This is a genomic window from Roseovarius sp. SCSIO 43702, assembly GCF_019599045.1.
Classification (GTDB): domain Bacteria; phylum Pseudomonadota; class Alphaproteobacteria; order Rhodobacterales; family Rhodobacteraceae; genus Roseovarius.
Window position 1 is genome coordinate 611,365 of the sequence record NZ_CP080623.1, and the last position, 25,091, is coordinate 636,455.

Below are 25,091 nucleotides of genomic sequence, written 5' to 3' on the forward strand. Positions count from 1 at the left end.
CGGTCCTCGCGTCGGCATGACATCCACGGTGTCCGGATGCCGTAACGGGTCAGGACTCCGACCAATCGCCTAAGACAGAAGGGATCGAAAAATCATGTCGAAAGTTATCGGTATCGACCTCGGAACCACGAACTCCTGCGTCGCCATCATGGACGGTAGCCAGGCCCGCGTGATCGAGAACTCGGAAGGCACGCGCACGACGCCCTCGATCGTGGCCTTCACGGATGACGAGCGCCTCGTCGGCCAGCCGGCCAAGCGCCAGGCCGTCACCAACCCCGAGAACACCATTTTCGGCGTCAAGCGCCTGATCGGCCGTCGCGCGGATGACGCCGATCTCGCCAAGGACAAGAAGAACATGCCGTTCAACGTCATCGACGGCGGCAACGGCGACGCATGGGTCGAGGCCAAGGGCGAGAAATACAGCCCCAGCCAGATCAGCGCGTTCATCCTCGGCAAGATGAAGGAAACCGCAGAAAGCTATCTTGGCGAAGAGGTCAAGCAGGCCGTCATCACCGTGCCCGCCTATTTCAACGACGCCCAGCGGCAGGCCACCAAGGATGCCGGCAAGATCGCCGGTCTCGAAGTGCTGCGCATCATCAACGAACCGACGGCAGCCGCGCTTGCCTACGGTCTCGACAAGGAAGAGACGCAGACCATCGCCGTCTATGACCTTGGCGGCGGCACGTTCGACGTGACCATCCTCGAGATCGACGAGGGCCTTTTCGAGGTCAAGTCCACCAACGGTGATACGTTCCTTGGCGGTGAAGACTTCGACATGCGCATCGTCAACTACCTCGCCGAGGAGTTCAAGAAAGAGCATGGCGTCGACCTGACCAAGGACAAGATGGCGTTGCAGCGTCTCAAGGAAGCCGCCGAGAAGGCCAAGATCGAGCTCTCCTCGTCCAGCCAGACCGAGATCAACCAGCCGTTCATCTCGATGGGCAAGGACGGCACGCCGCTGCACATGGTCATGAAGCTGACGCGCGCCAAGCTCGAAAGCCTGGTGGGCGATCTCATCAAGCAGTCGATCAAGCCGTGCAAGGACGCGCTCAAGGATGCGGGCCTTTCGGCCAGCGATATCGACGAGGTCGTCCTCGTGGGTGGCATGACGCGCATGCCCAAGGTCATCGAGGAAGTCACCAAGTTCTTCGGGAAAGAGCCGCACAAGGGCGTGAACCCCGACGAGGTGGTCGCGATGGGCGCCGCAATTCAGGCTGGCGTGCTGCAAGGTGACGTGAAGGACGTCGTCCTTCTGGACGTGACGCCGCTGTCGCTCGGGATCGAAACGCTGGGTGGCGTGTTCACGCGGCTCATCGACCGCAACACCACCATCCCGACGAACAAGAGCCAGGTCTTCTCGACCGCCGAGGACAACCAGAGCGCGGTCACGATCCGCGTGTTCCAGGGCGAGCGCGAGATGGCAGCCGACAACAAGATGCTCGGTCAGTTCAACCTCGAGGACATTCCGCCGGCACCGCGCGGCATGCCCCAGATCGAGGTGACGTTCGACATCGACGCCAACGGCATCGTCTCGGTTTCGGCCAAGGACAAGGGCACCGGCAAGGAGCAGAAGATCACGATCCAGGCTTCCGGCGGTCTCTCCGAGGAAGACATCGAGAAGATGGTCAAGGACGCCGAGGAGAATGCCGAGGCCGACAAGGAGCGTCGCAGTCTCGTCGAGGCGCGCAACCAGGCCGAAAGCCTCATCAACTCGACCGAGAAATCGCTCGAGGAGCATGGCGACAAGGTCGATCCGACGACCGTCGAGGCGATCGAACTGGCCGTTGCCGCGCTCAAGGACGACCTCGAGAAGGACGATACCACTGCCGACAAGATCAAGTCCGGCATCCAGAACGTGACCGAAGCGGCCATGAAGCTGGGCGAAGCGATCTACAAGGCAAGCCAGGAAGAGGCCTCGGACGAACCGCAAGCGGCTGACGAAGCCGGCGGTCCCTCGGATGACGACGACATCGTCGATGCCGATTTCGAGGATCTCGACGGTGGCGAGAAGCGCGGCTGAGATTGAATCAGTGACGATCGCGGGGCCGGCCCATGTGACCGGCCCCCGGTTCGTCTGATGAAAGGACTGCGCTAATGGCCAAACGTGACTATTACGAAGTGCTGGGCGTGGCCCGCGGCGCGTCTGCGGAAGAGATCAAGAAAGCCTACCGCAAGAAGGCCAAGGAGCTTCACCCCGATCGCAACAAGGACAACCCCGACTCCGAAAAGCAGTTCAAGGAGGCGGGCGAAGCCTATGACGTCCTGAAGGACCCCGACAAGAAAGCAGCCTATGACCGTTTCGGTCATGCCGCGTTCGAAGGCGGCATGGGCGGTGGCGGCGGACCGCGTGGGCCACGTCCCGGTGGCGCGGGGCAAGGCGATTTCGCATCCGCCTTCTCGGACGTGTTCGACGATCTTTTCGGCGATTTCATGGGCGGCCGCGGCGGCGCCGCGGGCGGACGCCAGCGCGCATCGCGTGGTGCCGACCTGCGCTACAACCTGCGCGTCACGCTGGAGGAAGCGTATTCGGGCCTTCAGAAAAGCATCACGGTCCCCACGTCTGTGCAATGCGGCTCGTGCAACGGCTCGGGTGCCGAAGGCGGCTCCGAGCCCACCACCTGTCCTACCTGTTCGGGCATGGGCAAGGTGCGCGCGCAACAAGGGTTCTTCACGGTCGAACGCACATGTCCCACATGCGGTGGCATGGGCCAGACGATCAAGAACCCGTGCAAGAACTGCGGCGGCGCGGGCCGGGTCGAAAAGGATCGCGCGCTCAGCGTGAACATCCCCGCAGGCGTCGAAACCGGCACGCGCATTCGCCTCTCCGGCGAGGGCGAGGCGGGCTTGCGCGGCGGACCCCCGGGGGACCTCTACATCTTCATCGAGGTGGCGAAGCACCCGCTCTTCGAGCGGGACGAGATGAACCTCTTCTGTCACGTGCCCGTCTCGATGACCACCGCCGCACTCGGCGGCGATATCGAGGTGCCGACGATCGACGGCGGCCGCGCGCGGGTCAAGATCCCGGCAGGAAGCCAGGCGGGGCGCCAGATGCGCCTGCGTGGCAAGGGGATGCCGGCCTTGCGCGGAAGCGGTCATGGCGACATGTTCATCGAGCTTGCCGTGGAAACGCCCGTCAACCTCACCAGCCGGCAGAAGGAGCTTCTGCGAGAGTTCGACAGCCTTTCGGAGGACAACAACCCCGAAAGCAAGAGCTTCTTCTCGTCGGTCAAGAAATTCTGGGACAGCATGAAAAGCTGATTGCAGAGACGGGTTCGGATCTGCACCGGGCCGCATCCTCACGATGCGGTCCGGTTTTTCCTGCTCACCGAAAATCCCTCAGGATCCGTTCGAGGCGCCTCCGCGCCCGGCGCGACCGGAGCTGCGTCGTTGAGACGCTTTCGACCTCCACCTCGCGATCCGGACCGTCCCCTCGCAGAACGAACCGGCGTTCCGCGCCGACCGAAAGATCTTCGGCACCGTAGGCCGCCACGACGATGATGCGAAACGCTTCGAAACGGGTCTCGACATCCGTGTCGGGCTCCCCCGCCATGCGTGCCGAGCGGGCCATCAGGTCGGCGAAACTGCCCACATCCATGTAATCGCCTGACATCATCGGCCCCTGGCTCGTGGTCTCGCGCGGATTGTGGGCTTCGCCCGCTTCACTCTCGTCCAGGTCGGTGATCGGGGCCGTGACCGGGTCTCCATCCCCCTCGAGCACGCCGATGATGCTGATGATGTAGAGCGGCTCGGCCCCCATATTCGAGATCAGGCAGCGACTTTGCGTCGTGTGCCCGGCGCCCCGGTTGATAAGGATATGCGTGCGTCTCTGCCGTTTGAAACCCGCGTAGAGAATATGGAAATACGCGATCCAGACGAACATCGTCACGAGGCTGACGAGCACGCTCAGGGCGTCGCTGTTCTCGTTGATCCATTGCCACATGCGTCGGGTTTCCTCTTGTCGCGGACTTCGCAACCGCACTGGTTTTGCAACCGTGCCACAACGCGCAAGTTCCGCGCCGCACCCTTCCCTTGTCCGCGACGGCGGGATAGAACACGGGTCAATCGTCCCGGTTCGAGGGCGAGGGGCAAGGGAACGCGGGACATGGCGCATATCATCGTCGTCGGGAACGAAAAGGGCGGCGCGGGCAAATCGACCGTTTCCATGCATGTGGCGACGGCACTGGCGCGAATGGGCCACCTGGTCAGCGCGCTGGACCTCGATCTGCGGCAGAAGACCTTCGGACGCTATGCCGCCAACCGGGCGGCGTTTCTACGCAAGGCCGAACTGGATCTTCCCTCGCCCCGTTATCACGACCTTCCCGAAGTCGATGCTGCAAGCCTCGGCCCCGGCGAGAACGTCTATGATCGTCGCCTTTCCGAGGCGGTTGCCACGCTCGAACCCGACAGCGATTTCATCGTGATCGACTGCCCCGGCTCGCACACCCGTCTGAGCCAGGTGGCCCATAGCCTCGCCGACACGCTCATCACGCCGCTGAACGACAGCTTCGTTGATTTCGACCTTCTCGCGCACGTTGATGCCGACGGAAACAGGATCCTCGGCCCATCGGTCTATTCCGAGATGGTCTGGAACGCCCGGCAATTGCGGGCGCAGGCCGGGCTGCCGCCGATCGACTGGATCGTCCTGCGCAACCGGATGGGCGCGCAGCAGATGGTCAACAAGGAAAAGATGGGCCGCGCGCTCGAGAACCTCGCCAAGCGTATCGGCTTCCGCACCGCGCCCGGATTCAATGAGCGCGTGATCTTTCGCGAGCTTTTCCCGCGCGGTCTCACGCTTCTCGATCTCAAGGACGTGGGCGTGAAACAGCTCAACATCTCGAACGTGGCGGCCCGGCAGGAGCTGCGCGACCTCATCAAGGCCCTGAGACTTCCCGGTGTCGAGGTGACGTTCTGACCGGTCACGCTGCGGCTCTCCTGCGCCTCAGCGCCACGAGGTTCGACACCAGAAGCGCGCCGATCACCACCGCGCCCCCGGCCAGCGCCCAGCGTCCCGGATCCTCTCCGATCGCGGCCCAGACGAGAAGTGGCGCGAGCACGGACTCCAGCAGGATCAGGAGCGCGACTTCGGCCGAACTTATGTAACGCGGACCAAGGGTCAGAAAGCAGGTCGCCACCGCGATGAATAGGCCGTGCGCGACGAAAAGCGGCCACTCCGTCGCCAACGGGGGCAGCATGTCGACGAATGGCGTGAGGATGATCGCCGCGCCGATATACCCGACCGGGATGGCGGGGATCATGGAGACGTTCTTGACCTTGCGCACCGCCGTAAGCGCCGCCGAATAGGCAAAAGCGACGCCGAGCGCGATCACATCTCCCCTCCACGATGCGAGCTCGTTTTCCTGCGACCCATAAGCGATGAGGCCGAGCCCGGCCATCACCACCAGCATCGTCACGATCATTCGGCGGCTGATCGGCTCCCTGAGAAAGACCCATCCCAGTATGGCCGAGATGACGGGCATCGACGCGAAGATGAAGACGACATTCGCCACGCTCGTCAGCGTGACCGCCATCACGAAGCCGGGCGCGGTCGTGCCGATGAGAAGAACATAGACCAGCCCCGGCCAGCCGGTGCCGAGCGATGCGCGAATGGCGCTTGGCCCCTGGAAGATCAGCACGCCGACCAGGATCAGGAGCCCGGCTGTCAGCCCCCTCCAATAGGCAATGACCAGCGGGTCGGCCTCGATGACGCGCACGAAAAGCGAATCCGGCACGACGAAGAGCACGCCCAGCGCCGTGATCAGGATGCCCTTGAGATGCATGTCCATGTGGTGGTCCGCGCTAGGTGGTCGATTGCCACTCTCGCACCGCGTCGATGGGGAAGAGCAGCATGATGACATTGAGCGCGAGACCATCCCGAATGATGATCGCGGTGAGGATCTCGAAGCCGATCACGATGACGACGCTCGCCCAGACCGGCAGCCGCATGGCCAGCCAGAAACCGAGCCACATGGCGAAGATGTCGAAGACGGAGTTGAGAACGCTGTCGCCATAGTAATCGAGCGCGATCGTCACTTCGCGGTAGCGCTCGATCACGGCATCCGTGTTCTCGATGATCTCCCACGCGCATTCGACCAGTGTCGCGATCACGAGGCGCCACCCGACCGGAACGCGGCGCGCCACGAGCCAAAGCGCGGCATAGAAGAGGAACCCGTGAAGCAGGTGACTGGGCGCGTACCAGTCGAGCACCTGTTGCGATCCTTCCTCGGTACCCACGGTGCCCCACATGTCGACATATCCGCACGGGCAGGTGAGCGACCTGCCCATCGACCAAAGGATGATCGCGGTGAGCACGGCGATCAGGGCGGTGATGACCAAGGGCATGGTGTTCGAGCGTGTCATGCCGGCAAAAGAGCAGAGGGGGCGCACCCTGTCCAGACGGAACCGGCGCAATAGAAAACCGCCGCGAAGGGCAAACCCGCGCGGCGGTCCACTCGTTACACTTCCCTGTTCGGGATCACTGATTAATCCAGATCGAGCCTTTCGACCACTTTCAGCGCGTAGGCGCCGACCAGCGCGTTGTAGAAATCGTTCTGCGACGGCGGGATCACGACCGTGCTTTCAGGCAGGGCCGCGGGGTCCGTCATGGCCGTCACGATAAGCGTGAAGGTCTGGATTACCTCGGACCCGCGGTCGTCCACGGCCTTTTCCACCGTCTCGTCGACACCTTGATGGACCACGACCTGTCCTTCGAGGTAGTTGAACTCGCCGCTATCGGGCAAGACCGTGTCCCCGTCGATCGCGACCTTCTTGATCTCGACATTGACGATGGGATTTTCGCCGTCCTCGAACGCGACGAGCGCACCAATGGCCGCGCCGAGGTCATCGGCAAGCGTGGGCCAGTATTCGAGCGCGTTGCTGCGTTTGTAGGCGCTGAGATCCGCCTCGACGTTCACTTTCGAGACGACAGGCGCATCAGCCCATGCCGTCGCGGCAATTGCGGACATCGCCAGGGCGGCGGCGGTGTTTCTGAGATAGGCCATTTGTCGAGATCCTTTCTGATATCCAATCTGACCTTCCGGTCGCGGCACTCCCGCGCCACCCCGGATGCAAGCGGTCAACAGCCTCGCGGATGGTTTGGTTCCCCTTGCTTGAACGTGGATGAAAGGGCGCGGGAAAAGCATGATCTATCAGGGAGTTGGCTCGAGTCAGAATGCGCGATATGTCGCCATCGCCCGGATCTGTAGATCTGAAGAGCCGACGCCGTCGAGAGTGAGATCCACCGACGACCTGGCGACCCCGGCAGGATTCGAACCTGCAACCTGCCCCTTAGGAGGGGGCTGCTCTATCCAGTTGAGCCACGGGGTCGCGCATCCTCTGCATAACGTGCCGTTGCGCCGTTGTCATGGTCGTAATTTACCGCGTCGGCGACCTGCGAGCGCGCTTGATTGGCCCAGTCCGTTCGCGGTAACATTTCACCCGACACAAGCAGGAAAGTGGCACACCGTGACCCGTTCAGATCATCGCCCTCTCACGCTTCGGGACGTGTCCGAAGCGTCGGGTGTCTCGGAAATGACGGTCAGCCGCGTGCTGCGGAATCGCGGTGACGTCTCGGATGCCACGCGCGAGAAGGTGCTCGAGAAGGCCAAGGAGCTTGGCTATGTCCCCAACAAGATCGCGGGCGCGCTTGCCAGCCAACGCGTGAACCTCGTCGCGGTCATCATCCCTTCGATGTCCAACATGGTCTTTCCCGAAGTGATGACCGGGATCAGCCGGACGCTCGATCAGACCGCCTTGCAGCCGGTGGTGGGGCTTACGGAATATAGCCGTGAGAAAGAGGAGAAGGTTCTTTACGAGATGCTCTCGTGGCGGCCTTCGGGGGTGATTATCGCGGGTCTCGAACATTCCGAGGCATCGCGGGCTATGTTGAGGGCGTCAGGCATCCCGGTCGTCGAGATCATGGATACCGACGGGACACCCGTCGACTCGATGGTGGGCATCTCGCACCGGCGTGCGGGAGAGAAGATGGCCCAGGCGATACTCAGGGCGGGTTACGGCCGGATCGGGTTCCTCGGGACCAAGATGTCGCGCGATCACCGGGCGCGGAAGCGGTTCGAGGGATTTACCGACGCACTTGCAAAATCCGGGGTGGAGATCAGCGAGCGCGAATTCTACTCGGGTGGCTCCGCGCTTGCGAAAGGGCGCGAGATGACACAAGCCGTGCTGGAGCGGGACCCGGAACTGGATTTCCTCTATTACTCCAATGATCTCATCGGCGCGGGAGGTCTCCTTTGGCTTCTGGAGCAAGGGGTGGATATCCCCGGGCGAATGGGCTTGGCTGGGTTTAACGGCATCAACCTTCTCAAGGGACTCCCCCGCGAGCTGGCGACAATGGACGCCTGCCGCTACGAGATCGGCGCCAAGGCCGCCGAGATCATTGCGAACAGGGTAGAGAATCCGGATGCGACCGAGCCGGTCAAGATCGTGCTGGAGCCGAAGATCAGCTACGGCGATACGCTCCGCCGCCCCTGACCGAGACGTTTCGTCTATAACTTGAACGCCGTGATCCAGGTCTTTAGCAAAACGCTTTAGAGGCCTTCTATCTTTATCCGCACACCCAGTTCCCGCAAGACATCCCAGTAATCCGGGAAGGTCTTGGAGACGCACATGGGGTCCTCGATTTCGATTCCGTCAACAAGCAGACCGGCGAGCGCGAAGCACATCGCGATCCGGTGATCGGCATAGCTGTCGATCCGGGCAGGTCGGTGAGCACCGCGAAGCTTCGGATCCCCGTGAACGATGAGGTCGTCGCCCTCGACGGTGGCGAGGTCGGAGCGGATACGTGTCAGCCCGTCGCGCAGCGCTTCGATCCGGTCGCACTCCTTCACCCGGAGGTTGCCGATCCCGGTGAAGCGCACGGGCGTTTCACTGAAGGCCGCCAGCACCGCAAGTGTCGGAATGGCATCCTGCATCTGGGAGCCCTCGATCACGTCGGGCATGCGCGGGAAAGCGACGATTGGCACGTACGCGGCGGCGTCCGGCTGATTGAAGTCACGGGCCGAGGTTCCGATGTCGATCCTGCCCCCCGTCAGCGCCTCGGCCGCCCACAGATATGTCGCCGCGCTGGCATCGGGTTCTACGTGGTAATCGGTGGCCACGTAGCCACCCGGCTCGATCACGATCAGATCAGTCCGGGGGAAGGTAACGGTCGCCCCGAAGGCGCGCATCACCGCCGCGGTGATATGAAGGTATCCGACAGCCCCGATCGCGCCGCCTTCGATGCGGATGCGGCTTTCATCCTCGCCCATCGCCGCGAGCATCATGATTGCCGAGATATATTGGCTCGACAATTGACCGCTTACCGCGATGTCACCTGTCTCGAACGTGCCGGTGCCGTCGATCACCACCGGCGGACATCCGGTCGCGGATGACGCAGCGACGCCCAGTCGCCGCAGCGTATCCACGAGCGGTGCGATGGGACGTTTCTGCATGTGTTCGTCGCCCGTCACCGTCACCTGCCCGTCGACCAGCGCCGCCGCAGCCGTCAGGAAACGTACCGCCGTGCCCGCATTGCCGAGGAAAAGCGGACCATCGGGCGCAAGGAGCGAGCCCGTCCCGGTCACGATAAGCGTGGTGGCATCAATTTCCTCTATCTCAACGCCCATCGCGCGCAACGCGACCATCATGTGATGGGTGTCGTCACTGCGCAGGATACCCGACAGACGGCTTTTCCCCCGGGCGAGTGCCGCCACCAACAGCGCGCGGTTGGTCACCGATTTCGATCCCGGAAGCGTCACGCGACCGGATAGTGGCCCCGCGGCCGGGGTGATCCTTGCAATGGCGGAGGTGGAGGACATGGCGCGCGATCTCTTCTGTGTCGGCATGGCGATCCCGCGAGGACTCGAACCCCGAACCTGCTGATTAGAAGTCAGCTGCTCTATCCAGTTGAGCTACGGGACCGCACTGACGCTTGCATACAAGTCGAAAAGGTGGAGATCAAAGCCAAAGATGCGCATGCAAGGCGGGCGTCTCCCGGCGATTGTGACCCATCGCCGGCTGCTTTATCGTTCGCCCATGTCTTACGAAGCACAGGAAACACGCGTCGCGCCGATCCGCGAAGGAGCCAGTCCGATCCGGTTCCTGCTCGGCGTGGTTTTCCTCGTCCCGGTGGGTCTGGTGCTCAGCACGTTCATCCTTGGTTTCCTGGTCGGTGCGCTCGGCATCGCGGGGGGAGGTCGCGCAGGCCTCGACGCCGTCCTTGCGGGTCGCGATCCGAAATCGGTGCTCATCCTGCTGTTTAGTTTCACAGGCCACATCGCGGCGCTCGCCCTGGTGCTTCGGCTCGTCCACAGGCGACATCTGGCGGACCTTCTCGGACCGGTCCCCGTGGCCGTGGCGCAGGCGTTGCGCGTCAGCCTGTTCCTTGCGGTTTTTCTCTGCGTATATGCCCTTCTGCCGGCGGGTGAGCAATTCGCCGTGACGCGGCAATATCCGTTCGGCGAGTGGGTTCGATACCTGCTGCCCGGACTTCTCGCCATCTTCCTGCAGGTCTCGGCAGAAGAGCTTGTCTTCCGTGGGTATCTGCAGTCCCACCTGGCAGCGATCAGCCGCTCGCCGATTGTCTGGATGGTGGTGCCCGCGCTGATTTTCGGCCTGTTGCATCACGACACCGAAACCTACGGCGCCAATGCCTGGCTCATCGTTCTCTGGGCCACACTTTTCGGATGCCTGGCCGCAGATGTGACGGCCAGAGCCGGGACGCTTGGCTCCGCGATCGCGATGCACCTGGCCAACAACACGCTCGCATTTCTCGTGGCCTCGCCCGAGGGTCATTTCGACGGCCTCGCGCTCTACACCTATGATTTCGCGATGGATGATCCGGGTCGTGTGATGGAGTGGCTTCCACAGGAGGCACTCGCGACCCTGTGCATCTGGCTCTGCGTCCGTGTCGCGCTTCGCAGGTAGCGTGGGTTTGCAGCGTGTAATTGCAATTCGTGCCCTTGCGGCTTATGTCCCGTCACAGGCCAAAGGAGAGGATCTGCACCGCTCATGAACTGGATAACGAACTACGTGCGTCCGCGCATCAATTCGATCTTCTCCCGCCGCGAGATGCCGGAAAACCTGTGGTCGAAATGCGAAGGCTGCGGGACCATGCTGTTCCATCGCGAGCTGACCGAGAACCTGCAAGTCTGCACGAGTTGTGGCCATCACATGCAGATTTCGCCGCGCGAGCGGTTCAAGGGCCTCTTTGACGGTGGCACATTCACGGAGGTTGACGTGCCCCGGCCGCACCCTGATCCCCTGCATTTCCGGGATCAGAAGAAGTATCCCGACCGGATGCGTGCGGCGCAGAAATCGACCGGCGAGAAGGAGGCGATGCTCGTCGCCACGGGCGAAATCGGTCGCACGCCCATCGTGGCGGCGGCGCAGGATTTCTCGTTCATGGGCGGGTCCATGGGCATGTATGTCGGCAACGCGATCATCGCCGCTGCCGAAGAGGCGGTGAAGCTCAAACGCCCGCTGATCCTGTTCTCGGCCGCCGGGGGCGCCCGGATGCAGGAGGGCATCCTCAGTCTCATGCAAATGCCGCGCACGACCGTGGCGATCCAATTGTTGCGGGAGGCAGGCCTGCCATACATCGTCGTCCTGACCCACCCGACGACCGGCGGGGTCACGGCATCCTACGCGATGCTGGGCGATGTGCAGATTGCCGAGCCCAACGCGCTGATCTGCTTTGCCGGCCCGCGGGTGATCGAACAGACAATCCGCGAGAAACTGCCCGAAGGGTTTCAGCGCGCCGAATACCTGCTCGATCACGGCATGCTGGACCGCGTGACGCCGCGCACGGCGCTGAGGGACGAACTGATCGGTATCACCCGGATGCTTCTGGGCCTGCCTCCCGCGGTCATGGGCGATCTGCCCGCGCCGGAGAACGAGGTTGACGTCGCCGTTCCCGAGGAGATCGAGGACCCGTCCAGGAAGCTCTCGAAAGACCCGGGCAGCACGCCGACCCGCGCCGAAAAATGAGTGCGCAGACCTCGGACGTCATCCTCGAAAGGATGATGACGCTGCACCCCAAGGTTATCGATCTGACGCTTGACCGCGTCTGGCGGTTGCTTGGCGCGCTCGACAACCCGCAGGATGATTTGCCGCCCGTCATTCACCTTGCCGGGACCAATGGCAAGGGATCGACACAGGCGATGATCCGGGCCGGGCTCGAAGCGGCGGGCCAGCGTGTTCACGCCTACACATCTCCGCATCTGGCCCGGTTTCACGAGCGGATTCGCCTCGCGGGCGCGCTGATTTCCGAGGATGACCTCACATCGGTTCTGGACGAATGCTATGCCGCCAACGGTGGCGAGAACATCACGTATTTCGAGATCACGACCTGCGCGGCCATTCTCGCCATGGCCCGGACACCTGCCGACTACACGCTTCTCGAGGTGGGGCTGGGGGGAAGGCTCGATGCGACGAACGTGATCGAAAGTCCCGCCCTGACGGTCATCACGCCGATCTCGATGGATCATGAGCAGTTTCTGGGCGACACGCTCCCGAAGATCGCGGGAGAGAAGGCAGGCATCATCAAGCGCGGAGTGCCTTGCGTGGTGGGCCCACAGGCTGACGCTGCGATGGAGGCAATAGAAGCGCGGGCCGCGGCTCTGGTAGCGCCGCTTCTCGTCCACGGTCAGCATTGGCATGTCTGGACCGAGCATGGACGGCTGATCTTTCAGGATGAAAGCGGTCTTGTCGACTTGCCACTGCCGAACTTGCCGGGCGCGCACCAGATCGACAATGCCGGTGCCGCGCTTGCGGCGCTGCGGCACCTGGGGTTCGACGAGGCGGCCCAAGAGGCTGCGGTCTCACGTGCCACCTGGCCTGCCCGCATGCAAAGGCTTCGCCATGGGCCATTGGTCGAGGCCGCTCCGAACGCGGAGATCTGGCTCGACGGAGGGCACAATCCCGCCGCGGGCGAGGCGCTTGGGCGTCACCTCGCGAGTTTGATCGAGCGTCCGACATTCCTCATCTGCGGAATGCTCAACACGAAAGACGTGACCGGATATCTCCGTCCGCTGGCCGCCGTGGCACAAGGTCTCTTCGCCGTGTCCATCCCCGGAGAAGCCAACACGCTCTCCGCCGACGCGACCGCATCGGCTGCGCGTGCGGTCGCGCTCGAGGCTGAGACCGAGGTATCGGTGGGGGCGGCACTCGCGCGGATTGCGCGGGAAGAACCGGGCGCGCGCGTGCTCATCTGTGGCTCGCTTTACCTTGCGGGCTCCATCTTGCGCGAGAACGGGTGAACTCGGGCTTCGTCGCGACGGGGTTCGAAGTATTTGCGTCGAGCGAATCACTTTATGTTGACCGATTCGAATCGATTCGCCTATATCTGGTCCAAGCAGTGACGGCGCGAAGGCAAGAAACGAACAACGCGCCTGTATCTTGGGGGACAGCGGGTCCGTGGCACGGGTCTCTTCGCATCGACAAGCTCTTGGGCTGCATCGCGCTCCTGATGGATCGGGTCGGCCTTGGATGTGGCGAAGATGCGCATGACCCGCATCCTTCTCCTGACCACCTGTGCCCTTGGCCTCACCGGGGCGCAACTGATTTTTCAGTCCAGCCCCGATCCGCGCAATCCGGTCGCCGACCAAGGCGATCTGGCCGTAACTCGTCTTGATATCGATACCACTCTCTCGCCCGTCGATGCGGCGGCATCCGTGATCTCCGGGAATGCGTTCGACCCGCTTAGCCTCGGCATCGCCGAAAGCGCGGTGGCTATACGCAGCGATGAGCGGGAACGAGCGGCCTCAATCGACGGCCTCGCGGCCAGTCTCGAGAACGCCAGCGCGTGGCGGGCCAGGACCACGCAGCACGAGGATCATGCGCGACCGGCGCTTGAGTTGATAGTGATCCGCGCCCTCGATCGGGGGCAGTCGGATGACTACATCGACGCGCTCGTCAATCACGCGGCGAGCGCGGGCACTGTGCAGGTTCCTCGCGACCTGATCACCGTGGATGGCCGAGTGAACACGGGCGCGCTTCTGTCGGCTCTGAGGTCGCAGGTGGCTGGGCCGGGAGATGACTACGCAGTCGAGGCGGGTGATGCGCTGGCATCCATTGCCGGCCCCACCGCGATGCAGCACGAGATTTTCGACGCCAGCGAGGACAAGCTTTCAACTTCCGGCAACTTGCGAGCCGGTTTGACACTTTCCTTGCCGGCAAACTGACGGGCAAGACGGAACGAGCAGCAACCGCATACCCGACCTGACACCGTGGCAGGAATGATCGAGGGGCCGAACCAACGGCCCCCTTTCATTTTCCGGGGATGGCGAAGGGATCGTCCGGGTAGCTGACGCCGGCCAGGTAGAGCCCGTGGGATGGAGCGACCGGACCGCAGGCGGACCGATCCCGCGCATCGAGCGCGGCTTTCACGTCACCGGGTTGCCAGCTTCCCGCGCCCACCCGCTCAAGCGTGCCCACGAAGCTTCTCACCTGGTTGTGCAGGAAGGATCGCGCGCGGAGTTTGAACCGGATTTCGTGACCGAACGGCGTCTCGTGTGTTTCGATATCGAGTTGATCGAGTGTCTTTACCGGACTCGCGGCCTGGCACATGGCCGAGCGGAAGGTGGTGAAATCATGCCGTCCCAACAGGTGCCGTGCGGCATTGCGTATGGCGTCGACATCAAGGTCGTGACGAATGTGCCAAACAAGTCCCGCTTCGAGCGTCGCCGGAGCGCGGCGGACGAGGAGCCGGAAAAGATAGCGCCGCTCGACCGCCGAGAACCGTGCGTGCCAGTCCGGCGCCACGCGTGCCACGTCGATGATGGCGACGGGATCGGGGCGCAGGTGATAATTGAGCGCCTCGGAGAGGCGAAAAGGCTCCCAGTCGCGCGAAAGATCGCAATGCGCAACCTGGGCCAGTGCATGGACGCCCGCGTCGGTGCGGCCCGCCGCAGCAATGGTGTGCGGGCCGGGTTCGAGCCGCGCAAGCGCGGTCTCGATTGCCCCCTGCACCGATGGCTGATCTTTCTGGCGCTGCCACCCCGCGAAGGGCGCGCCGTGATATTCGACCTTGAGAGCAAAACGTGGCATGGCGCGCGCTTAGCCCAAAAAGACCAAGGCGCCAAGAACCCGTGGCATTTCGCAACGAGAGAGCCATGAGGCGGAGCCATTCCGCTGGAATGACCGTCCGCCCGCGTCTATCTAGGAACGAGCACGGAGAAGGGGCGAGCGGTTTGGTCATCACGACGCTGGCAGACAACATCACTCGCGGGTTCGAGAATATCGGCGACACCGTCTCCGAGACGTTCTTCGAGCCGGTGATCCGTCTCGGCGTGACTGGCCTGTCGCGAGCGGGAAAGACGGTGTTCATCACGTCGCTCGTCGCCAACCTGATGGACCGGGGCCGGATGCCCGCGCTTCTCGCGGCGAGCGAGGGGCGCATCTCGGCGGCGTTCCTTCAGCCGCAGCCCGACGACACCGTGTCGCGCTTCGACTACGAGACGCACCTTGCCGCGCTCACCTCGCCCGATCCGCGATGGCCCGACAGCACGCGCGCCATTTCGGAATTGCGGCTGTCGCTACGGGTGCGGCCTTCCGGGCTCCTCTCGGGGCTGACGGGGCCGCGCACCGTTCATCTCGATATCGTGGATTACCCCGGCGAATGGCTTCTCGACCTGGGGCTGATGGACAAGGATTATGCCGAGTGGTCGCGCATGGTCATGACCTCGCTCGAGCGTCGGGAAGAGGCGTCCGCGTTTCTCGAAGGGGCGCGCGGAGCCGACCCCGATGCCGCATGGGAGGAGCCGCAGATCAAGGCGCTGGCCGAGCGCTATACCGAAACGTTGCACGCGGGCCGGGATGCGGGCCTTTCGGGCCTGACACCGGGGCGGTTCCTCTTGCCGGGAGATATGGCCGGGTCGCCCGCGCTCACCTTTGCGCCGCTTCCGCCCGCCGCGCGTCCTGCGCGGCGCGGTCTCTGGCGCGAGATGGAGCGCAGGTTCAACGCCTACAAGCGCGAGATCGTGACGCCCTTCTTTCGCGACCATTTCTCACGCATCGACAGGCAGATCGTGCTCGTGGATGCGCTTGGCGCGATCCATGCCGGGCCGCGTGCGGTGGCTGATCTGCAGACCACGATGACCGACGTCCTGGCGGCTTTCCGACCGGGAACGAATGCCCTGCTCTCGCGGCTCTTCCTTGGACGGCGCGTGGAGAAGATCCTGTTCGCTGCAACCAAGGCGGATCATCTTCACCACACGCAGCATCCGCGGCTGACCGCGATCATGGAAGCGCTTATCCGCGAAGCGCGCGATCGCGCCGATTTCGCGGGGGCCGAGACGGCGGGAATGTCAATCGCCTCCCTGCGCGCGACGGTCGAGGAGACGCGCGAGCATCAGGGTCGCACGCTCGATTGCGTGCGCGGCACGCTTCTTGAAACGGGGCAACAGGCAGCACTCTATCCGGGCGAGTTGCCCGAGACGCCGCAGACGCTTCTCGGTGCGGCGCAGACAGGCCGGGAAAGCTGGCTCGATGCGGAATACGAGATCATGAAATTCGCGCCCGCCCGGCTCGGCCTGAAGCCGGGGGAGGGGCCGCCTCATATTCGGCTTGATCGCGCGGCGCAGTTCCTCCTGGGAGATCGCCTATGACCGACCGACGCGCTTCCAAACCGGGTCCCGTCCTCTTCGACGTCGACGACGGCGAGACCGCTACGGTCAACCCGGCCAGCGCGCCGCCGGTGCCGGAACCCGATCTGCCGCAGCCGCAGAGGCGCGCGATGCAGACCGTGGCGACCATCGCTGCGCGTCGACCGTCGCGGTTGGGACGGCTGTTCTGGGGGCTTCTCCTGGCCCTGCTGGGTGCCACGCTCTCGGTGGCGGCGTGGGATTTCGCAACCTCGCTGATAGATCGGGCTCCTGTCCTTGGCTACGCGGTGACGGGTCTCTTCGCGGCTTTCCTGCTGGTGCTTATTGCCATCGCGCTGCGCGAACTTGCGGCGTTCTCGCGGCTGAAACGAATGGACCGACTGCATCACATGGCCGAAACCGCCCTGGTGAACGCCGACCTCAAGGGTGCGCGCGAAGTGGTGGCGCGGATCGAAGCGCTTTATGAGGGTCGCGAGGATACCCGGTGGGGTCGCGAGCGGCTGGCCGAACGAAAGGACGACCAGTTCGACGCCGAATCGCTTCTCGGGCTGGCGGAGGCCGAGCTTCTGAAGCCGCTCGACGCGGCCGCGCGCGCCGAGATCGAGGCGGCCGCGCGGCAGGTGGCAACGGTCACGGCCGTGGTGCCGCTGGCGCTTGCCGACGTGGTGGTGGCGCTTACCGCGAACCTTCGGATGATACGCCGGGTCGCGGAGATCTATGGTGGCCGGTCGGGCACGCTGGGAAGCTGGCGTCTCACGCGAGCCGTGATGACACATCTGGTCGCGACGGGCGCGGTGGCGATCGGTGACGATCTGATCGGATCGGTGGCGGGCGGCGGCATGCTCTCGAAGGTCTCGCGCCGCTTCGGCGAAGGGGTGGTGAACGGCGCGCTCACGGCGCGGGTGGGCGTCGCCGCGATGGAGGTCTGTCGCCCCATCCCTTTCAACCGGGTCGCGCGACCTTCGGTCACGAGCCTCGTGAAACGCGCGCTGACGGGCCTATTCGGGTCACGTTAGATTCTCAACCGGCGGAATGCTCGCGTAGGACTACCAGGGGCACGATGTCGAGGGCACGTTCATGCGTCGCCTCGAGATGCACCCGTGGCGCGCAACCTTCATCATGCGCCTGAAGGAACCGCGCGGCACAAAGGCACCAGCGATCACCGGCTCTCAGCCCGGGGAATCGGAACTCGGGGCGCGGCGTGCTCAGATCGTTGCCGACATATTTGGAGTAGGCAAGAAACTCATCGGTCATCACCGCACAGACGGTGTGGCTTCCCCGATCCTCGGCGCAGGTGTTGCAATGATTGTCGCGGAAGAAGCCGGTTACGGGTTCGCGTGCCGAGCAGGGCAAGAGCTCGGTGCCAAGCACGTTGATGGATGGGTCGGCCTTCATGTCGTCTCTCCCTGCTTGCTCAGGATAGGGCATCGCGGCGGCGGGGCAAGGATCAGAGCGCTTTCGCGATCTCGCGAAACACCTCCACGTTCTGCTCCGCCACCCCCGGCTCGCGAAAATCGCGGTCGGCGGCGGTCGTGACGATCACCACGTCGCGGCCCTGATCGACGTAGATATACTGACCGTAGATCCCGCGCGCCATGAACTGACCCGGCTCGGATCCCTCGGGTATCCACCACTGGTAGCCATATCCGATTTCTCCTTCGGCCGTCGGGGCCGTGGGCACGGTCGACGCCGTGACCCAGTCGGCGGGGACGATCTGACGGCCCTGATATTGCCCCTCCTGCTCGAACATGAGCCCGAAGCGCGCGTAGTCGCGTGTCGTCATGTTCAGTCCGCCGAGCACGAAGGCCACCCCGACACCGTCGGTCAGGTAGTAGGGCGCAGTCTCGAGGCCGAGGGGCGCGATGATCTTCTCGGACATGAGCGCCGGGACGTCCCGACCGGTCGCGCCACGAACCACCATGCCGATGACATGGGTGTCGATGGACACGTACTGCCACGTCTCGCCCGGCTCCGCGAAGCGCTCGGTCAGGCCGGTGGCGAAACCGTCCATCGTGCCGCCCAGGGCGAGGACGCGGCCCATCCGGTTGATGTCGGAATGGAAGTCGAGATAGTCCTCGTTGAACGTGACCCCGCTCGCCATGTTGAGCACGTTGCGCAGCGTCGCCCCATCATAGGCACCGCCTTCGAGCGGTGGCGCGTATTTCGTCACGGGATCATCGAGTGATGCGATCGCGCCTTCCTCGAGCAGGATACCGACAAGCGCCGAGAGGAAGCTCTTGGCCATCGACCACGAGATGCGGCGATCCTTGGGTCCGGTGCCGAGATGATAGCTTTCGTGGACGATCCGGCCCTCGTCGAGCACCAGAAGAGACGTCACCGCCCTTTCCTCGATCCAGTTTTCGGTGCCGGCGGGCAGCTTCATCTTTTCTCCCTCGGGCAGGGGAGACACCTCGCCATCGCCGCGCGGCACTGCGCGCGTGAGGAACATCTCGTCCATCGACGAGAAGTTGGCGACGATCCTATCCTCGGAAAAGAGCGAATTGACGGCCAGCAGTCGGCCAATCTCCTCTCGTTTCCAGATGCCGATGACGATGATCGCGAGACCGAGGGCAATGCCGATCCGGGCCAGCCATCTCAGGACGTTCCGCATATCCACTCTCCCTTCAAGGAGAGCAAAGCACCACGTCCCGTGCCGGGCAAGCATGACCCGGCGTCGCGTGGATCAGCGAAACTTGTCGACCAGGCGCTGAAGGGGGCTGCGGGGATCCTGGGCCGTTTCGGCGCCCTCCGCCTCCGCGGTCGGCGCCGGCTTGTCACCGGGCTTCGGTTTCTGTGCCGTCGAGGCGCGCGACGGCGCCATGCGTTGGGCCACCGCATTGAGAAACTTGTCCGTCGCGCCCTCGGCCAGGTGGGTCGCGCCGTCGCCAATGCCACGCAACAGATCGTCGAGCCAGTCCTGATCCGCTCGTGCGAAATCATGAAGGACATATTGCGCGACGAGTTCCTTAACGCCGGGATGCCCGATCCCAAGGCGCACGCGCCGATACTCGGGCCCAAGATGCTGATGGATCGAGCGCAGCCCGTTGTGTCCCGCGTGGCCCCCGCCCTGTTTCACCCGGACCTTGCCGGGCGCGAGGTCGAGTTCGTCGTGAAACACCGTGACGTCGGCGGGGTCGAGCTTGTAAAAGCGCATCGCCTCGCCCACGGACTGACCCGAGAGGTTCATGAAGGTCTCGGGCTTGAGCAGGAGCACCTTCTCTCTACCCAGGCGTCCTTCCGCGCACTGGCCCTGGAAACGCGATTTCCACGGCCCGAAACCGTGATCGGACGCGATCCGGTCAACGGCCATGTAACCGATGTTATGCCGGTTCTGCGCGTATTTCGGGCCGGGATTGCCGAGGCCTGCGAAGATAAGCATTGAACTGCCCTCACCATGATCCCGCAGGGTTTACGCCGCGCGGATTGGCAAATCAACCAAGCGTCTCCCGGACAGCAAAACGCGGCCCACGATGGGGGCCGCGTTCAAGATTTCCGGGATCGTCCGCGTCGGATCAGTCGTTCTCGCCCTCGGCGGGATGACCCTCGGCGTCGGTCTCGATATCGTCATGCTGGTTGATGACCTCGACGTCATCCGCTTCGGTCTCGTCGTCATCCTCCTGCGAGGCGAGGCTCGACGGTGCGGAGACGTTGCAGATCACGAAATCGCGGTCGGTGATCGTGGGAGTTGCGCCTTCGGGAAGCGTCACGTCCGAGATATGGATCGAATCGCCGATCTCCTTGAGCGAGCTGAGATCGACCACGATAGATTCGGGGATGTCGCCTGCTGTGACGATCAGTTCGATCTCGTTGCGCACGACGTTGAGAACACCACCCTTGGTCAGGGCTTCGCACTCTTCCTCGTTCTGGAAATCCACCCCGATGAAGAGGTTGATCTTGGTTGTGCGGCGCAGGCGCATGAGGTCGAAATGGGTCGGAAGGTCCTTGACCACATCGCGCTGCACGTCGCGACAGATCACGCGCACGTCCTCATGACCATCGACCTTGAGGTTGAAAAGCGTCGATTTGAAGCGTCCGGCCTTGAGCTTCTTGATAAGCTCGTTGAACGGAATGTTGACGGGCAGCGGGTCCACGTCGCCACCGAAAACGATACCCGGAACCATGCCCTCGCGGCGTGCTGCACGAGCGGCGCCCTTGCCCGTCCCCGTGCGTTCCTGGGCGTGAAGATCAGGAATTGATCCAGCCATGTTGTCTCTCCATTTGCAAGGCGGGGCTCCTCCAAGGCTGTAGCCCCGCGTGAAGCCGTGCCCATAGACGCATTTGCCCCGTTTGAAAAGTGAAATATCGTGGCCGAAGAGCCGAAATCGCGGCGTTCGCGAGCTAGGCGCGCGGCGCGGCGTGCCCCCATGACACGCCCTTCAACACGTCGGTGTCCAGGGTCTCTCCGTGCAATACGCTGAAATCCCCCGTCGATTCCATGACGATCGCGCGCACGGAATTCTCGCTGATCGCGTTGGCCTCCCGCATCTTGGCCCGCAGGTCCGAGCGGGTGACGCGGGCCAGGCGGAGGTTGTCCTCGAACACCTCGCCCTCGTAATAGAGGATGAGCGGGGTATTGTCGGTCATCCAGTTGGCCCAGCCGAAGCGGTCGCGCAGCCGGGAAATGACGTAGCGAAGCACGAAAAGCGTGATGAGCGCCACCAGCCCCGGCCAGGGTGTCGTGGCGCTTGTCATCATCGTCGCGAGCACCGAACCCGCCGCGACGGTCAGCCCGAAGTCGAAACTCGACATCTTGGAGAAGGAGCGCAGCCCGTTCAGCCGGACCAGCAGGATCACGGCCGCGACCGCAAGCACGGTTTGAGCGACGATCGCGAGAAGGTTCATGGCGACGCGCCTTCTCGGAGCAGCAACCGTCCTCGGCGCAGGAAGACCACGCTGAGCGTTACCACCACCGCGCAGGCGACAAGCCCGAGCGCCCGCTCGAGCAGGCCGTCGATCGAGGTCGCCGACATGAGGAAAACCGGCGCCAGAACGACCCAAACCAAGCCCAGCAAGACCATGAACCACCCTGCCTGGTGGTGGCCCGCGACGCGCAGGCCCTTCTGCATCGTCGCGCAGACGACTGCCATGAATGCGCCGAGGCCGTAGACGAGGTAGATGTGGATCACGACGCCCTCGCTGTCCTTGTCGCCGTATTCGTTGCGCGCCCCGATGATGATGACCAGCGCGGCGAGGATCGCGAGCGAGGCGATGCCGAGGGTCCAGCCACCCTCGCCCAAGTGGGCGTGTGCTGCGGCGAGGGCGGTGGCGATGAGCGCGGTCGCGAAACAGTAGAGGCCCACATCCATGATGATTTCCCACCGGCCTGCCGCAAGGTCGCTGATCGTGTCGGATATCCAGTCGTGATCGGGAACGAAGATCGGTGCGACGATCATCGCGGCGATCAACGCCACGCATCCCGCGATACCGAGCGTGCCGAACACGATCAGCAGCCAGGGCCTTTCGGTCGGGTGGAAAACTGCCGCGTGGTTCATGGATATCCGCCTTCTTGGGAACAAGGGCACAACGCGCGCTTGCACGCGATCGTTCCCATCGTCCGACCGGGGGTGTAGGAAGGATCCAGTTCGCGACACGAAGAACAGGGAACGACGGGATGACGACGACGCGGCGCGGATTTTGGCGGTTCTCGGCCCTGGGGCTCAGCCTCGGCCTTCTCTTCCTCTGCGGGGCGCTCACCCCGTCGCTTCTTCCGCGTGCGCCCGTGGTGCAGGGGGTTCTCGGCGGGCTGGCCTTCGCGGTCGGTTACGGCGTCGGACAGATCGTGATGTTCGTCTGGTGGGCGCTCGAACTTCCGGTGTTGAAGGGGCGGGTGCGGCGCATTGCGCTTTGGGTCACCGTGCCGGCGCTTGGCCTGCTGACGATCATTACCTTCGCCCGGATGAGCCTATGGCAGGATTCGATCCGCGCCCGGATGGAGATGCCACCGCTCGAGGCCGCGCATTCGTGGCTCGTCGCGCTCATCGCCGTCGGGGTGGCGTTGGTGCTGATCCTTCTGGCACGGCTCCTTGGCTGGCTCATGTGGCGGGCGGCGGATGCGCTTTCGCTTTTCCTTCCCCGGCGTGCCGCGGTGGCCATCGGGGTGTTCGTCGTCGCGGTGGTCGTCATTTCGCTCGGCGACCGTTTCATCGTGCAGAAGGCGTTCCGCGCCGCCGACGCGATCTTCTTCGAGATCGACACGGCGACGGACAAGGGGCGCCGGCCGCCAACGGATGCGGTGTCGTCCGGCGGGCCGGCGTCGATCCTTGCATGGGACGATATCGGCACGAACGGCAAGGATTTCCTCATCGATGGCCCGGACGAAGCCGAGATCGCGGAATTCTGGGGGCAGGATGCGAAACAGCCGGTGCGCGTTTACGCGGGCTTCGGCGCGGGCGAGGATTTCGAGGAACGCGCGGCCCTCGCGCTTCGCGATCTCGTCGCCATGGGCGGTTTCGAACGCCGCGTTCTGGTGGTGGCCACACCGACCGGCACGGGCTGGCTCGACCCTGCCGCGATGCAGCCGCTTCCCTATTTGCATAAAGGCGATCTCGCCATCGTGTCGCTGCAATACACCTACGTGCCGAGCTGGATGTCGATCCTCGTGGAGCCCGACCGGTCCCGCCGCGCGGCGCGCGCCCTATTCGATGCGGTCTACGGACATTGGCGAACGCTACCCCGGGACGAGCGGCCGGAGCTCTATGTCTTCGGTCTGAGCCTGGGGGCCCTCGGGGCCGAGGTGTCTGCCGACCTCGTGACGATTTTCGACGATCCCATAGATGGCGGGCTCTATGCCGGCCCTCCCTTCGCGAGCACGGTCTGGAAGCGCCTCGTCGCCGGGCGCAATCCCGGCACGCCGGCCTGGCGGCCCGAGTTTCGCGATGGACGGATGGTGCGTTTCATGACCCAGGAGGGCATCGCGACGCCAGAGGGCGCCGAATGGGGTCGGATGCGGCTTCTCTATATCCAGCACGCGAGCGACCCGATGGTCTTCTTCTCGCCCGACCTGGCATTTCGCAGACCCGCATGGCTGGGCGAGGATCGCGGGCCGGACGTGTCGCCCTATTTCGACTGGTATCCGATCCTGACCTTCCTCCAGGTCGGCTTCGATATCCCGATGGCGACGGTGCCACCCTCGGGGTTCGGCCACACCTACGACGCGCTGGAATATATCGATGGCTGGATCGCGGTGACGCAGCCGAAGGGCTGGACGCCCAAGATGACCGAGCGCCTGAAGGAGAAGTTCACCGGCTTCACCGCATCGCCGATCTGAGGGTGCGCGCCTATTGCCAACCGTCCGAAAATCCCTTGGGGATCATGAGGATGTCGCGGTCGACCTCGGTGATCTTGCGGCGACCGCAGAACGCCATGGAACGGTCGAGTTCGTTGTGAATCACCTCGAGTGCCGCGGTCACGCCGGCCTCTCCCATGGCGCCGAGACCGTAGATGAAGGCGCGGCCGATATAGGTGCCGCGTGCGCCCATGGCGAGCGCCTTGAGCACGTCCTGGCCCGAGCGGATGCCGCTGTCGAGATGCACCTCGACCCGGTCGCCCACCGCGTCGAGGATGGCCGGCAGGGCGCGGATAGAGCTGAGGGCGCCATCGAGCTGGCGGCCGCCATGGTTGCTCACGACGATGGCGTCGGCACCGAGATCGGCGGCCTTCCGGGCGTCCTCGGGGTCGATGATCCCTTTCAGGATCACCTTCCCGTCCCACTGTTCCATGAGCTTCGCGATGCGGCTCCAGTCGAGCGCGGGATCGAACTGCTCGGCGGTCCATGTGCTGAGCTCGGTCGCGTCGCTCACGCCCTGGACGTGACCCACGACGTTGCCGAACCCGCGCCGCGAAGTGCGCAACATCCCGGCTCCCCACCGCCACTTCGTCATCAGGTTGGCGATGGTGCGCGCAGTGAGCTTGGGCGGAGCGGAGAGCCCGTTCCTGATATCCTTGTGGCGCTGCCCAAGGATCTGGAGATCGAGCGTGATGACCAGCGCCGAACAGCCGGCGTCCTTGGCTCGCTGGATGAGGCGGCGCACGTAATCCTCGTCGCGCATGACGTAAAGCTGGAACCAGAAAGGTTTCGTCGTATGCGCGGCCACATCCTCGATCGAGCAGATGGACATGGTCGAGAGCGTGAAGGGCACGCCGAACTTCTCGGCGGCACGGGCGGCCTTGATCTCGCCATCCGCGCTTTGCATCCCGGTCAGCCCGACGGGAGCGAGCGCGACGGGCATCGCGACGTCCTGGCCGATCATCCGGCTCGCGGTCGAGCGGTCGGAAAGATCCACCGCGACCCGCTGGCGCAGGAGTATCTCGGCAAAGTCCGACGTGTTGGCGCGGAAGGTCTGCTCGGTCCAGCTTCCCGACTCGGTGTAGTCGTAGAACATCTTTGGCGCGCGGCGGCGATAGAGACGCTTGAGGTCTTTGATTTCGGTGATCACCGGCATGGCGCGCTCCTCGGGTTGGATCGACTCCTCCGGATTAGCGCCGGGGCGTGAT

24 protein-coding genes and 2 tRNA genes are annotated in these 25,091 nt (G+C 63.9%); 11 read left to right on the forward strand and 15 right to left on the reverse strand.

Annotated features, from left to right (window positions below):
- Window positions 1-94: 94 nt before the first annotated feature.
- The gene (gene dnaK, locus K1T73_RS02815; RefSeq protein ID WP_220602481.1) at window positions 95-2,020 is read left to right on the forward strand and encodes a molecular chaperone DnaK; all 1,926 of its coding nucleotides are present in this window, start codon (window positions 95-97) and stop codon (window positions 2,018-2,020) included.
- Window positions 2,021-2,094: 74 nt separating this feature from the next.
- Entirely contained in the window at window positions 2,095-3,258 is a 1,164-nt protein-coding gene (gene dnaJ, locus K1T73_RS02820) for a molecular chaperone DnaJ (RefSeq protein WP_220602482.1), read from the forward strand.
- A 64-nt stretch (window positions 3,259-3,322) separates the two neighbouring features.
- Here the strand turns inward: dnaJ and K1T73_RS02825 are convergent, their stop codons facing one another.
- Window positions 3,323-3,940, reverse strand: coding sequence for a hypothetical protein (locus K1T73_RS02825; RefSeq protein WP_220602483.1), 618 nt, complete (start codon window positions 3,938-3,940; stop codon window positions 3,323-3,325).
- Window positions 3,941-4,102: 162 nt separating this feature from the next.
- Here K1T73_RS02825 and K1T73_RS02830 point away from each other — a divergent pair, with 162 nt between their 5' ends.
- The gene (locus K1T73_RS02830; protein ID WP_220602484.1) at window positions 4,103-4,912 is read left to right on the forward strand and encodes a division plane positioning ATPase MipZ; all 810 of its coding nucleotides are present in this window, start codon (window positions 4,103-4,105) and stop codon (window positions 4,910-4,912) included.
- Between the two features lie 4 nt (window positions 4,913-4,916).
- Here the strand turns inward: K1T73_RS02830 and K1T73_RS02835 are convergent, their stop codons facing one another.
- From K1T73_RS02835 to K1T73_RS02850, 4 genes are all read right to left on the reverse strand, one after another.
- Window positions 4,917-5,783, reverse strand: a complete 867-nt coding sequence (locus K1T73_RS02835) for a DMT family transporter (RefSeq protein WP_220602485.1) — start codon at window positions 5,781-5,783, stop codon at window positions 4,917-4,919.
- Between the two features lie 13 nt (window positions 5,784-5,796).
- Window positions 5,797-6,357 (reverse strand): DUF2585 family protein, encoded by a 561-nt coding sequence (locus K1T73_RS02840; RefSeq protein WP_259400425.1) that lies wholly within the window; start codon window positions 6,355-6,357, stop codon window positions 5,797-5,799.
- A gap of 122 nt (window positions 6,358-6,479) precedes the next feature.
- Window positions 6,480-6,998, reverse strand: coding sequence for a hypothetical protein (locus K1T73_RS02845; RefSeq protein ID WP_259400426.1), 519 nt, complete (start codon window positions 6,996-6,998; stop codon window positions 6,480-6,482).
- A 248-nt stretch (window positions 6,999-7,246) separates the two neighbouring features.
- A tRNA-Arg gene (locus K1T73_RS02850) sits at window positions 7,247-7,323 on the reverse strand.
- A gap of 138 nt (window positions 7,324-7,461) precedes the next feature.
- On the opposite strand from K1T73_RS02850, the gene K1T73_RS02855 reads away from it, so the two are divergent.
- Window positions 7,462-8,487: a LacI family DNA-binding transcriptional regulator gene (locus K1T73_RS02855; protein ID WP_220602486.1), complete on the forward strand. Its 1,026-nt coding sequence runs from the start codon at window positions 7,462-7,464 to the stop codon at window positions 8,485-8,487.
- 56 nt (window positions 8,488-8,543) lie between these two features.
- Here the strand turns inward: K1T73_RS02855 and K1T73_RS02860 are convergent, their stop codons facing one another.
- Together K1T73_RS02860 and K1T73_RS02865 are read right to left on the reverse strand one after the other, a co-directional pair.
- Window positions 8,544-9,812, reverse strand: coding sequence for a 3-phosphoshikimate 1-carboxyvinyltransferase (locus tag K1T73_RS02860; RefSeq protein WP_220602487.1), 1,269 nt, complete (start codon window positions 9,810-9,812; stop codon window positions 8,544-8,546).
- 26 nt (window positions 9,813-9,838) lie between these two features.
- Window positions 9,839-9,915: transfer RNA gene (locus K1T73_RS02865), tRNA-Arg, on the reverse strand.
- Between the two features lie 114 nt (window positions 9,916-10,029).
- On the opposite strand from K1T73_RS02865, the gene K1T73_RS02870 reads away from it, so the two are divergent.
- The 4 genes from K1T73_RS02870 to K1T73_RS02885 all read left to right on the forward strand — a co-directional run bounded on the left by K1T73_RS02870 (window position 10,030) and on the right by K1T73_RS02885 (window position 14,177).
- Window positions 10,030-10,920 (forward strand): CPBP family intramembrane glutamic endopeptidase, encoded by an 891-nt coding sequence (locus tag K1T73_RS02870; RefSeq protein ID WP_220602488.1) that lies wholly within the window; start codon window positions 10,030-10,032, stop codon window positions 10,918-10,920.
- Window positions 10,921-11,004: 84 nt separating this feature from the next.
- Entirely contained in the window at window positions 11,005-11,982 is a 978-nt protein-coding gene (gene accD / locus K1T73_RS02875) for an acetyl-CoA carboxylase, carboxyltransferase subunit beta (RefSeq protein ID WP_220602489.1), read from the forward strand.
- Window positions 11,979-13,253, forward strand: coding sequence for a folylpolyglutamate synthase/dihydrofolate synthase family protein (locus K1T73_RS02880; protein WP_220602490.1), 1,275 nt, complete (start codon window positions 11,979-11,981; stop codon window positions 13,251-13,253). The genes accD and K1T73_RS02880 overlap by 4 nt, the downstream gene beginning before the upstream one ends.
- A gap of 246 nt (window positions 13,254-13,499) precedes the next feature.
- On the forward strand, window positions 13,500-14,177 hold the full coding sequence (locus K1T73_RS02885; RefSeq protein ID WP_220602491.1) for a hypothetical protein: 678 nt from the start codon (window positions 13,500-13,502) through the stop codon (window positions 14,175-14,177).
- 85 nt (window positions 14,178-14,262) lie between these two features.
- Here the strand turns inward: K1T73_RS02885 and truA are convergent, their stop codons facing one another.
- Window positions 14,263-15,042: a tRNA pseudouridine(38-40) synthase TruA gene (gene truA / locus K1T73_RS02890; protein WP_220602492.1), complete on the reverse strand. Its 780-nt coding sequence runs from the start codon at window positions 15,040-15,042 to the stop codon at window positions 14,263-14,265.
- Between the two features lie 143 nt (window positions 15,043-15,185).
- On the opposite strand from truA, the gene K1T73_RS02895 reads away from it, so the two are divergent.
- Both K1T73_RS02895 and K1T73_RS02900 read left to right on the forward strand, forming a co-directional pair.
- Window positions 15,186-16,601, forward strand: coding sequence for a YcjX family protein (locus K1T73_RS02895; RefSeq protein ID WP_220602493.1), 1,416 nt, complete (start codon window positions 15,186-15,188; stop codon window positions 16,599-16,601).
- Entirely contained in the window at window positions 16,598-17,614 is a 1,017-nt protein-coding gene (locus tag K1T73_RS02900) for a YcjF family protein (protein ID WP_220602494.1), read from the forward strand. The genes K1T73_RS02895 and K1T73_RS02900 overlap by 4 nt, the downstream gene beginning before the upstream one ends.
- A 4-nt stretch (window positions 17,615-17,618) precedes the next feature.
- Here the strand turns inward: K1T73_RS02900 and K1T73_RS02905 are convergent, their stop codons facing one another.
- The 6 genes from K1T73_RS02905 to K1T73_RS02930 form a co-directional block, all read right to left on the reverse strand.
- Window positions 17,619-17,993 (reverse strand): DUF2237 family protein, encoded by a 375-nt coding sequence (locus tag K1T73_RS02905; RefSeq protein WP_220602495.1) that lies wholly within the window; start codon window positions 17,991-17,993, stop codon window positions 17,619-17,621.
- 52 nt (window positions 17,994-18,045) lie between these two features.
- Complete coding sequence (locus K1T73_RS02910; RefSeq protein WP_220602496.1) at window positions 18,046-19,209, reverse strand: serine hydrolase; 1,164 nt, start codon at window positions 19,207-19,209, stop codon at window positions 18,046-18,048.
- Between the two features lie 72 nt (window positions 19,210-19,281).
- Window positions 19,282-19,977 carry an aminoacyl-tRNA hydrolase gene (gene pth, locus K1T73_RS02915; RefSeq protein ID WP_220602497.1) on the reverse strand — a complete coding sequence of 232 codons (696 nt, stop codon included), beginning with the start codon at window positions 19,975-19,977 and terminating at the stop codon, window positions 19,282-19,284.
- Window positions 19,978-20,110: 133 nt separating this feature from the next.
- Window positions 20,111-20,803, reverse strand: a complete 693-nt coding sequence (locus tag K1T73_RS02920; protein WP_220602498.1) for a 50S ribosomal protein L25/general stress protein Ctc — start codon at window positions 20,801-20,803, stop codon at window positions 20,111-20,113.
- A gap of 133 nt (window positions 20,804-20,936) precedes the next feature.
- Entirely contained in the window at window positions 20,937-21,440 is a 504-nt protein-coding gene (locus tag K1T73_RS02925) for a DUF421 domain-containing protein (protein ID WP_220602499.1), read from the reverse strand.
- A complete protein-coding gene (locus K1T73_RS02930) occupies window positions 21,437-22,090 on the reverse strand; it encodes a DUF998 domain-containing protein (protein WP_220602500.1) in 654 nt (217 codons plus the stop codon). Before K1T73_RS02930 ends, K1T73_RS02925 begins: the two co-directional genes overlap by 4 nt.
- A 119-nt stretch (window positions 22,091-22,209) precedes the next feature.
- On the opposite strand from K1T73_RS02930, the gene K1T73_RS02935 reads away from it, so the two are divergent.
- The gene (locus K1T73_RS02935) at window positions 22,210-23,865 is read left to right on the forward strand and encodes an alpha/beta-hydrolase family protein (protein ID WP_220602501.1); all 1,656 of its coding nucleotides are present in this window, start codon (window positions 22,210-22,212) and stop codon (window positions 23,863-23,865) included.
- Window positions 23,866-23,875: 10 nt separating this feature from the next.
- Here the strand turns inward: K1T73_RS02935 and K1T73_RS02940 are convergent, their stop codons facing one another.
- Entirely contained in the window at window positions 23,876-25,039 is a 1,164-nt protein-coding gene (locus K1T73_RS02940; protein ID WP_220602502.1) for an alpha-hydroxy acid oxidase, read from the reverse strand.
- Window positions 25,040-25,091 lie beyond the last annotated feature (52 nt).

What these genes read in the sequence shown, in the direction of transcription:
- dnaK (WP_220602481.1), top strand. Translation starts at nt 95, where the DNA reads ATGTCGAAAGTTATCGGTATCGACCTCGGAACCACGAACTCCTGCGTC.
- dnaJ (WP_220602482.1), top strand. Translation starts at nt 2,095, where the DNA reads ATGGCCAAACGTGACTATTACGAAGTGCTGGGCGTGGCCCGCGGCGCG.
- K1T73_RS02825 (WP_220602483.1), bottom strand. Translation starts at nt 3,940, where the DNA reads ATGTGGCAATGGATCAACGAGAACAGCGACGCCCTGAGCGTGCTCGTC.
- K1T73_RS02830 (WP_220602484.1), top strand. Translation starts at nt 4,103, where the DNA reads ATGGCGCATATCATCGTCGTCGGGAACGAAAAGGGCGGCGCGGGCAAA.
- K1T73_RS02835 (WP_220602485.1), bottom strand. Translation starts at nt 5,783, where the DNA reads ATGGACATGCATCTCAAGGGCATCCTGATCACGGCGCTGGGCGTGCTC.
- K1T73_RS02840 (WP_259400425.1), bottom strand. Translation starts at nt 6,357, where the DNA reads ATGACACGCTCGAACACCATGCCCTTGGTCATCACCGCCCTGATCGCC.
- K1T73_RS02845 (WP_259400426.1), bottom strand. Translation starts at nt 6,998, where the DNA reads ATGGCCTATCTCAGAAACACCGCCGCCGCCCTGGCGATGTCCGCAATT.
- K1T73_RS02860 (WP_220602487.1), bottom strand. Translation starts at nt 9,812, where the DNA reads ATGTCCTCCACCTCCGCCATTGCAAGGATCACCCCGGCCGCGGGGCCA.
- K1T73_RS02870 (WP_220602488.1), top strand. Translation starts at nt 10,030, where the DNA reads ATGTCTTACGAAGCACAGGAAACACGCGTCGCGCCGATCCGCGAAGGA.
- accD (WP_220602489.1), top strand. Translation starts at nt 11,005, where the DNA reads ATGAACTGGATAACGAACTACGTGCGTCCGCGCATCAATTCGATCTTC.
- K1T73_RS02880 (WP_220602490.1), top strand. Translation starts at nt 11,979, where the DNA reads ATGAGTGCGCAGACCTCGGACGTCATCCTCGAAAGGATGATGACGCTG.
- K1T73_RS02885 (WP_220602491.1), top strand. Translation starts at nt 13,500, where the DNA reads ATGACCCGCATCCTTCTCCTGACCACCTGTGCCCTTGGCCTCACCGGG.
- truA (WP_220602492.1), bottom strand. Translation starts at nt 15,042, where the DNA reads ATGCCACGTTTTGCTCTCAAGGTCGAATATCACGGCGCGCCCTTCGCG.
- K1T73_RS02900 (WP_220602494.1), top strand. Translation starts at nt 16,598, where the DNA reads ATGACCGACCGACGCGCTTCCAAACCGGGTCCCGTCCTCTTCGACGTC.
- K1T73_RS02905 (WP_220602495.1), bottom strand. Translation starts at nt 17,993, where the DNA reads ATGAAGGCCGACCCATCCATCAACGTGCTTGGCACCGAGCTCTTGCCC.
- K1T73_RS02910 (WP_220602496.1), bottom strand. Translation starts at nt 19,209, where the DNA reads ATGCGGAACGTCCTGAGATGGCTGGCCCGGATCGGCATTGCCCTCGGT.
- pth (WP_220602497.1), bottom strand. Translation starts at nt 19,977, where the DNA reads ATGCTTATCTTCGCAGGCCTCGGCAATCCCGGCCCGAAATACGCGCAG.
- K1T73_RS02920 (WP_220602498.1), bottom strand. Translation starts at nt 20,803, where the DNA reads ATGGCTGGATCAATTCCTGATCTTCACGCCCAGGAACGCACGGGGACG.
- K1T73_RS02925 (WP_220602499.1), bottom strand. Translation starts at nt 21,440, where the DNA reads ATGAACCTTCTCGCGATCGTCGCTCAAACCGTGCTTGCGGTCGCGGCC.
- K1T73_RS02930 (WP_220602500.1), bottom strand. Translation starts at nt 22,090, where the DNA reads ATGAACCACGCGGCAGTTTTCCACCCGACCGAAAGGCCCTGGCTGCTG.
- K1T73_RS02935 (WP_220602501.1), top strand. Translation starts at nt 22,210, where the DNA reads ATGACGACGACGCGGCGCGGATTTTGGCGGTTCTCGGCCCTGGGGCTC.
- K1T73_RS02940 (WP_220602502.1), bottom strand. Translation starts at nt 25,039, where the DNA reads ATGCCGGTGATCACCGAAATCAAAGACCTCAAGCGTCTCTATCGCCGC.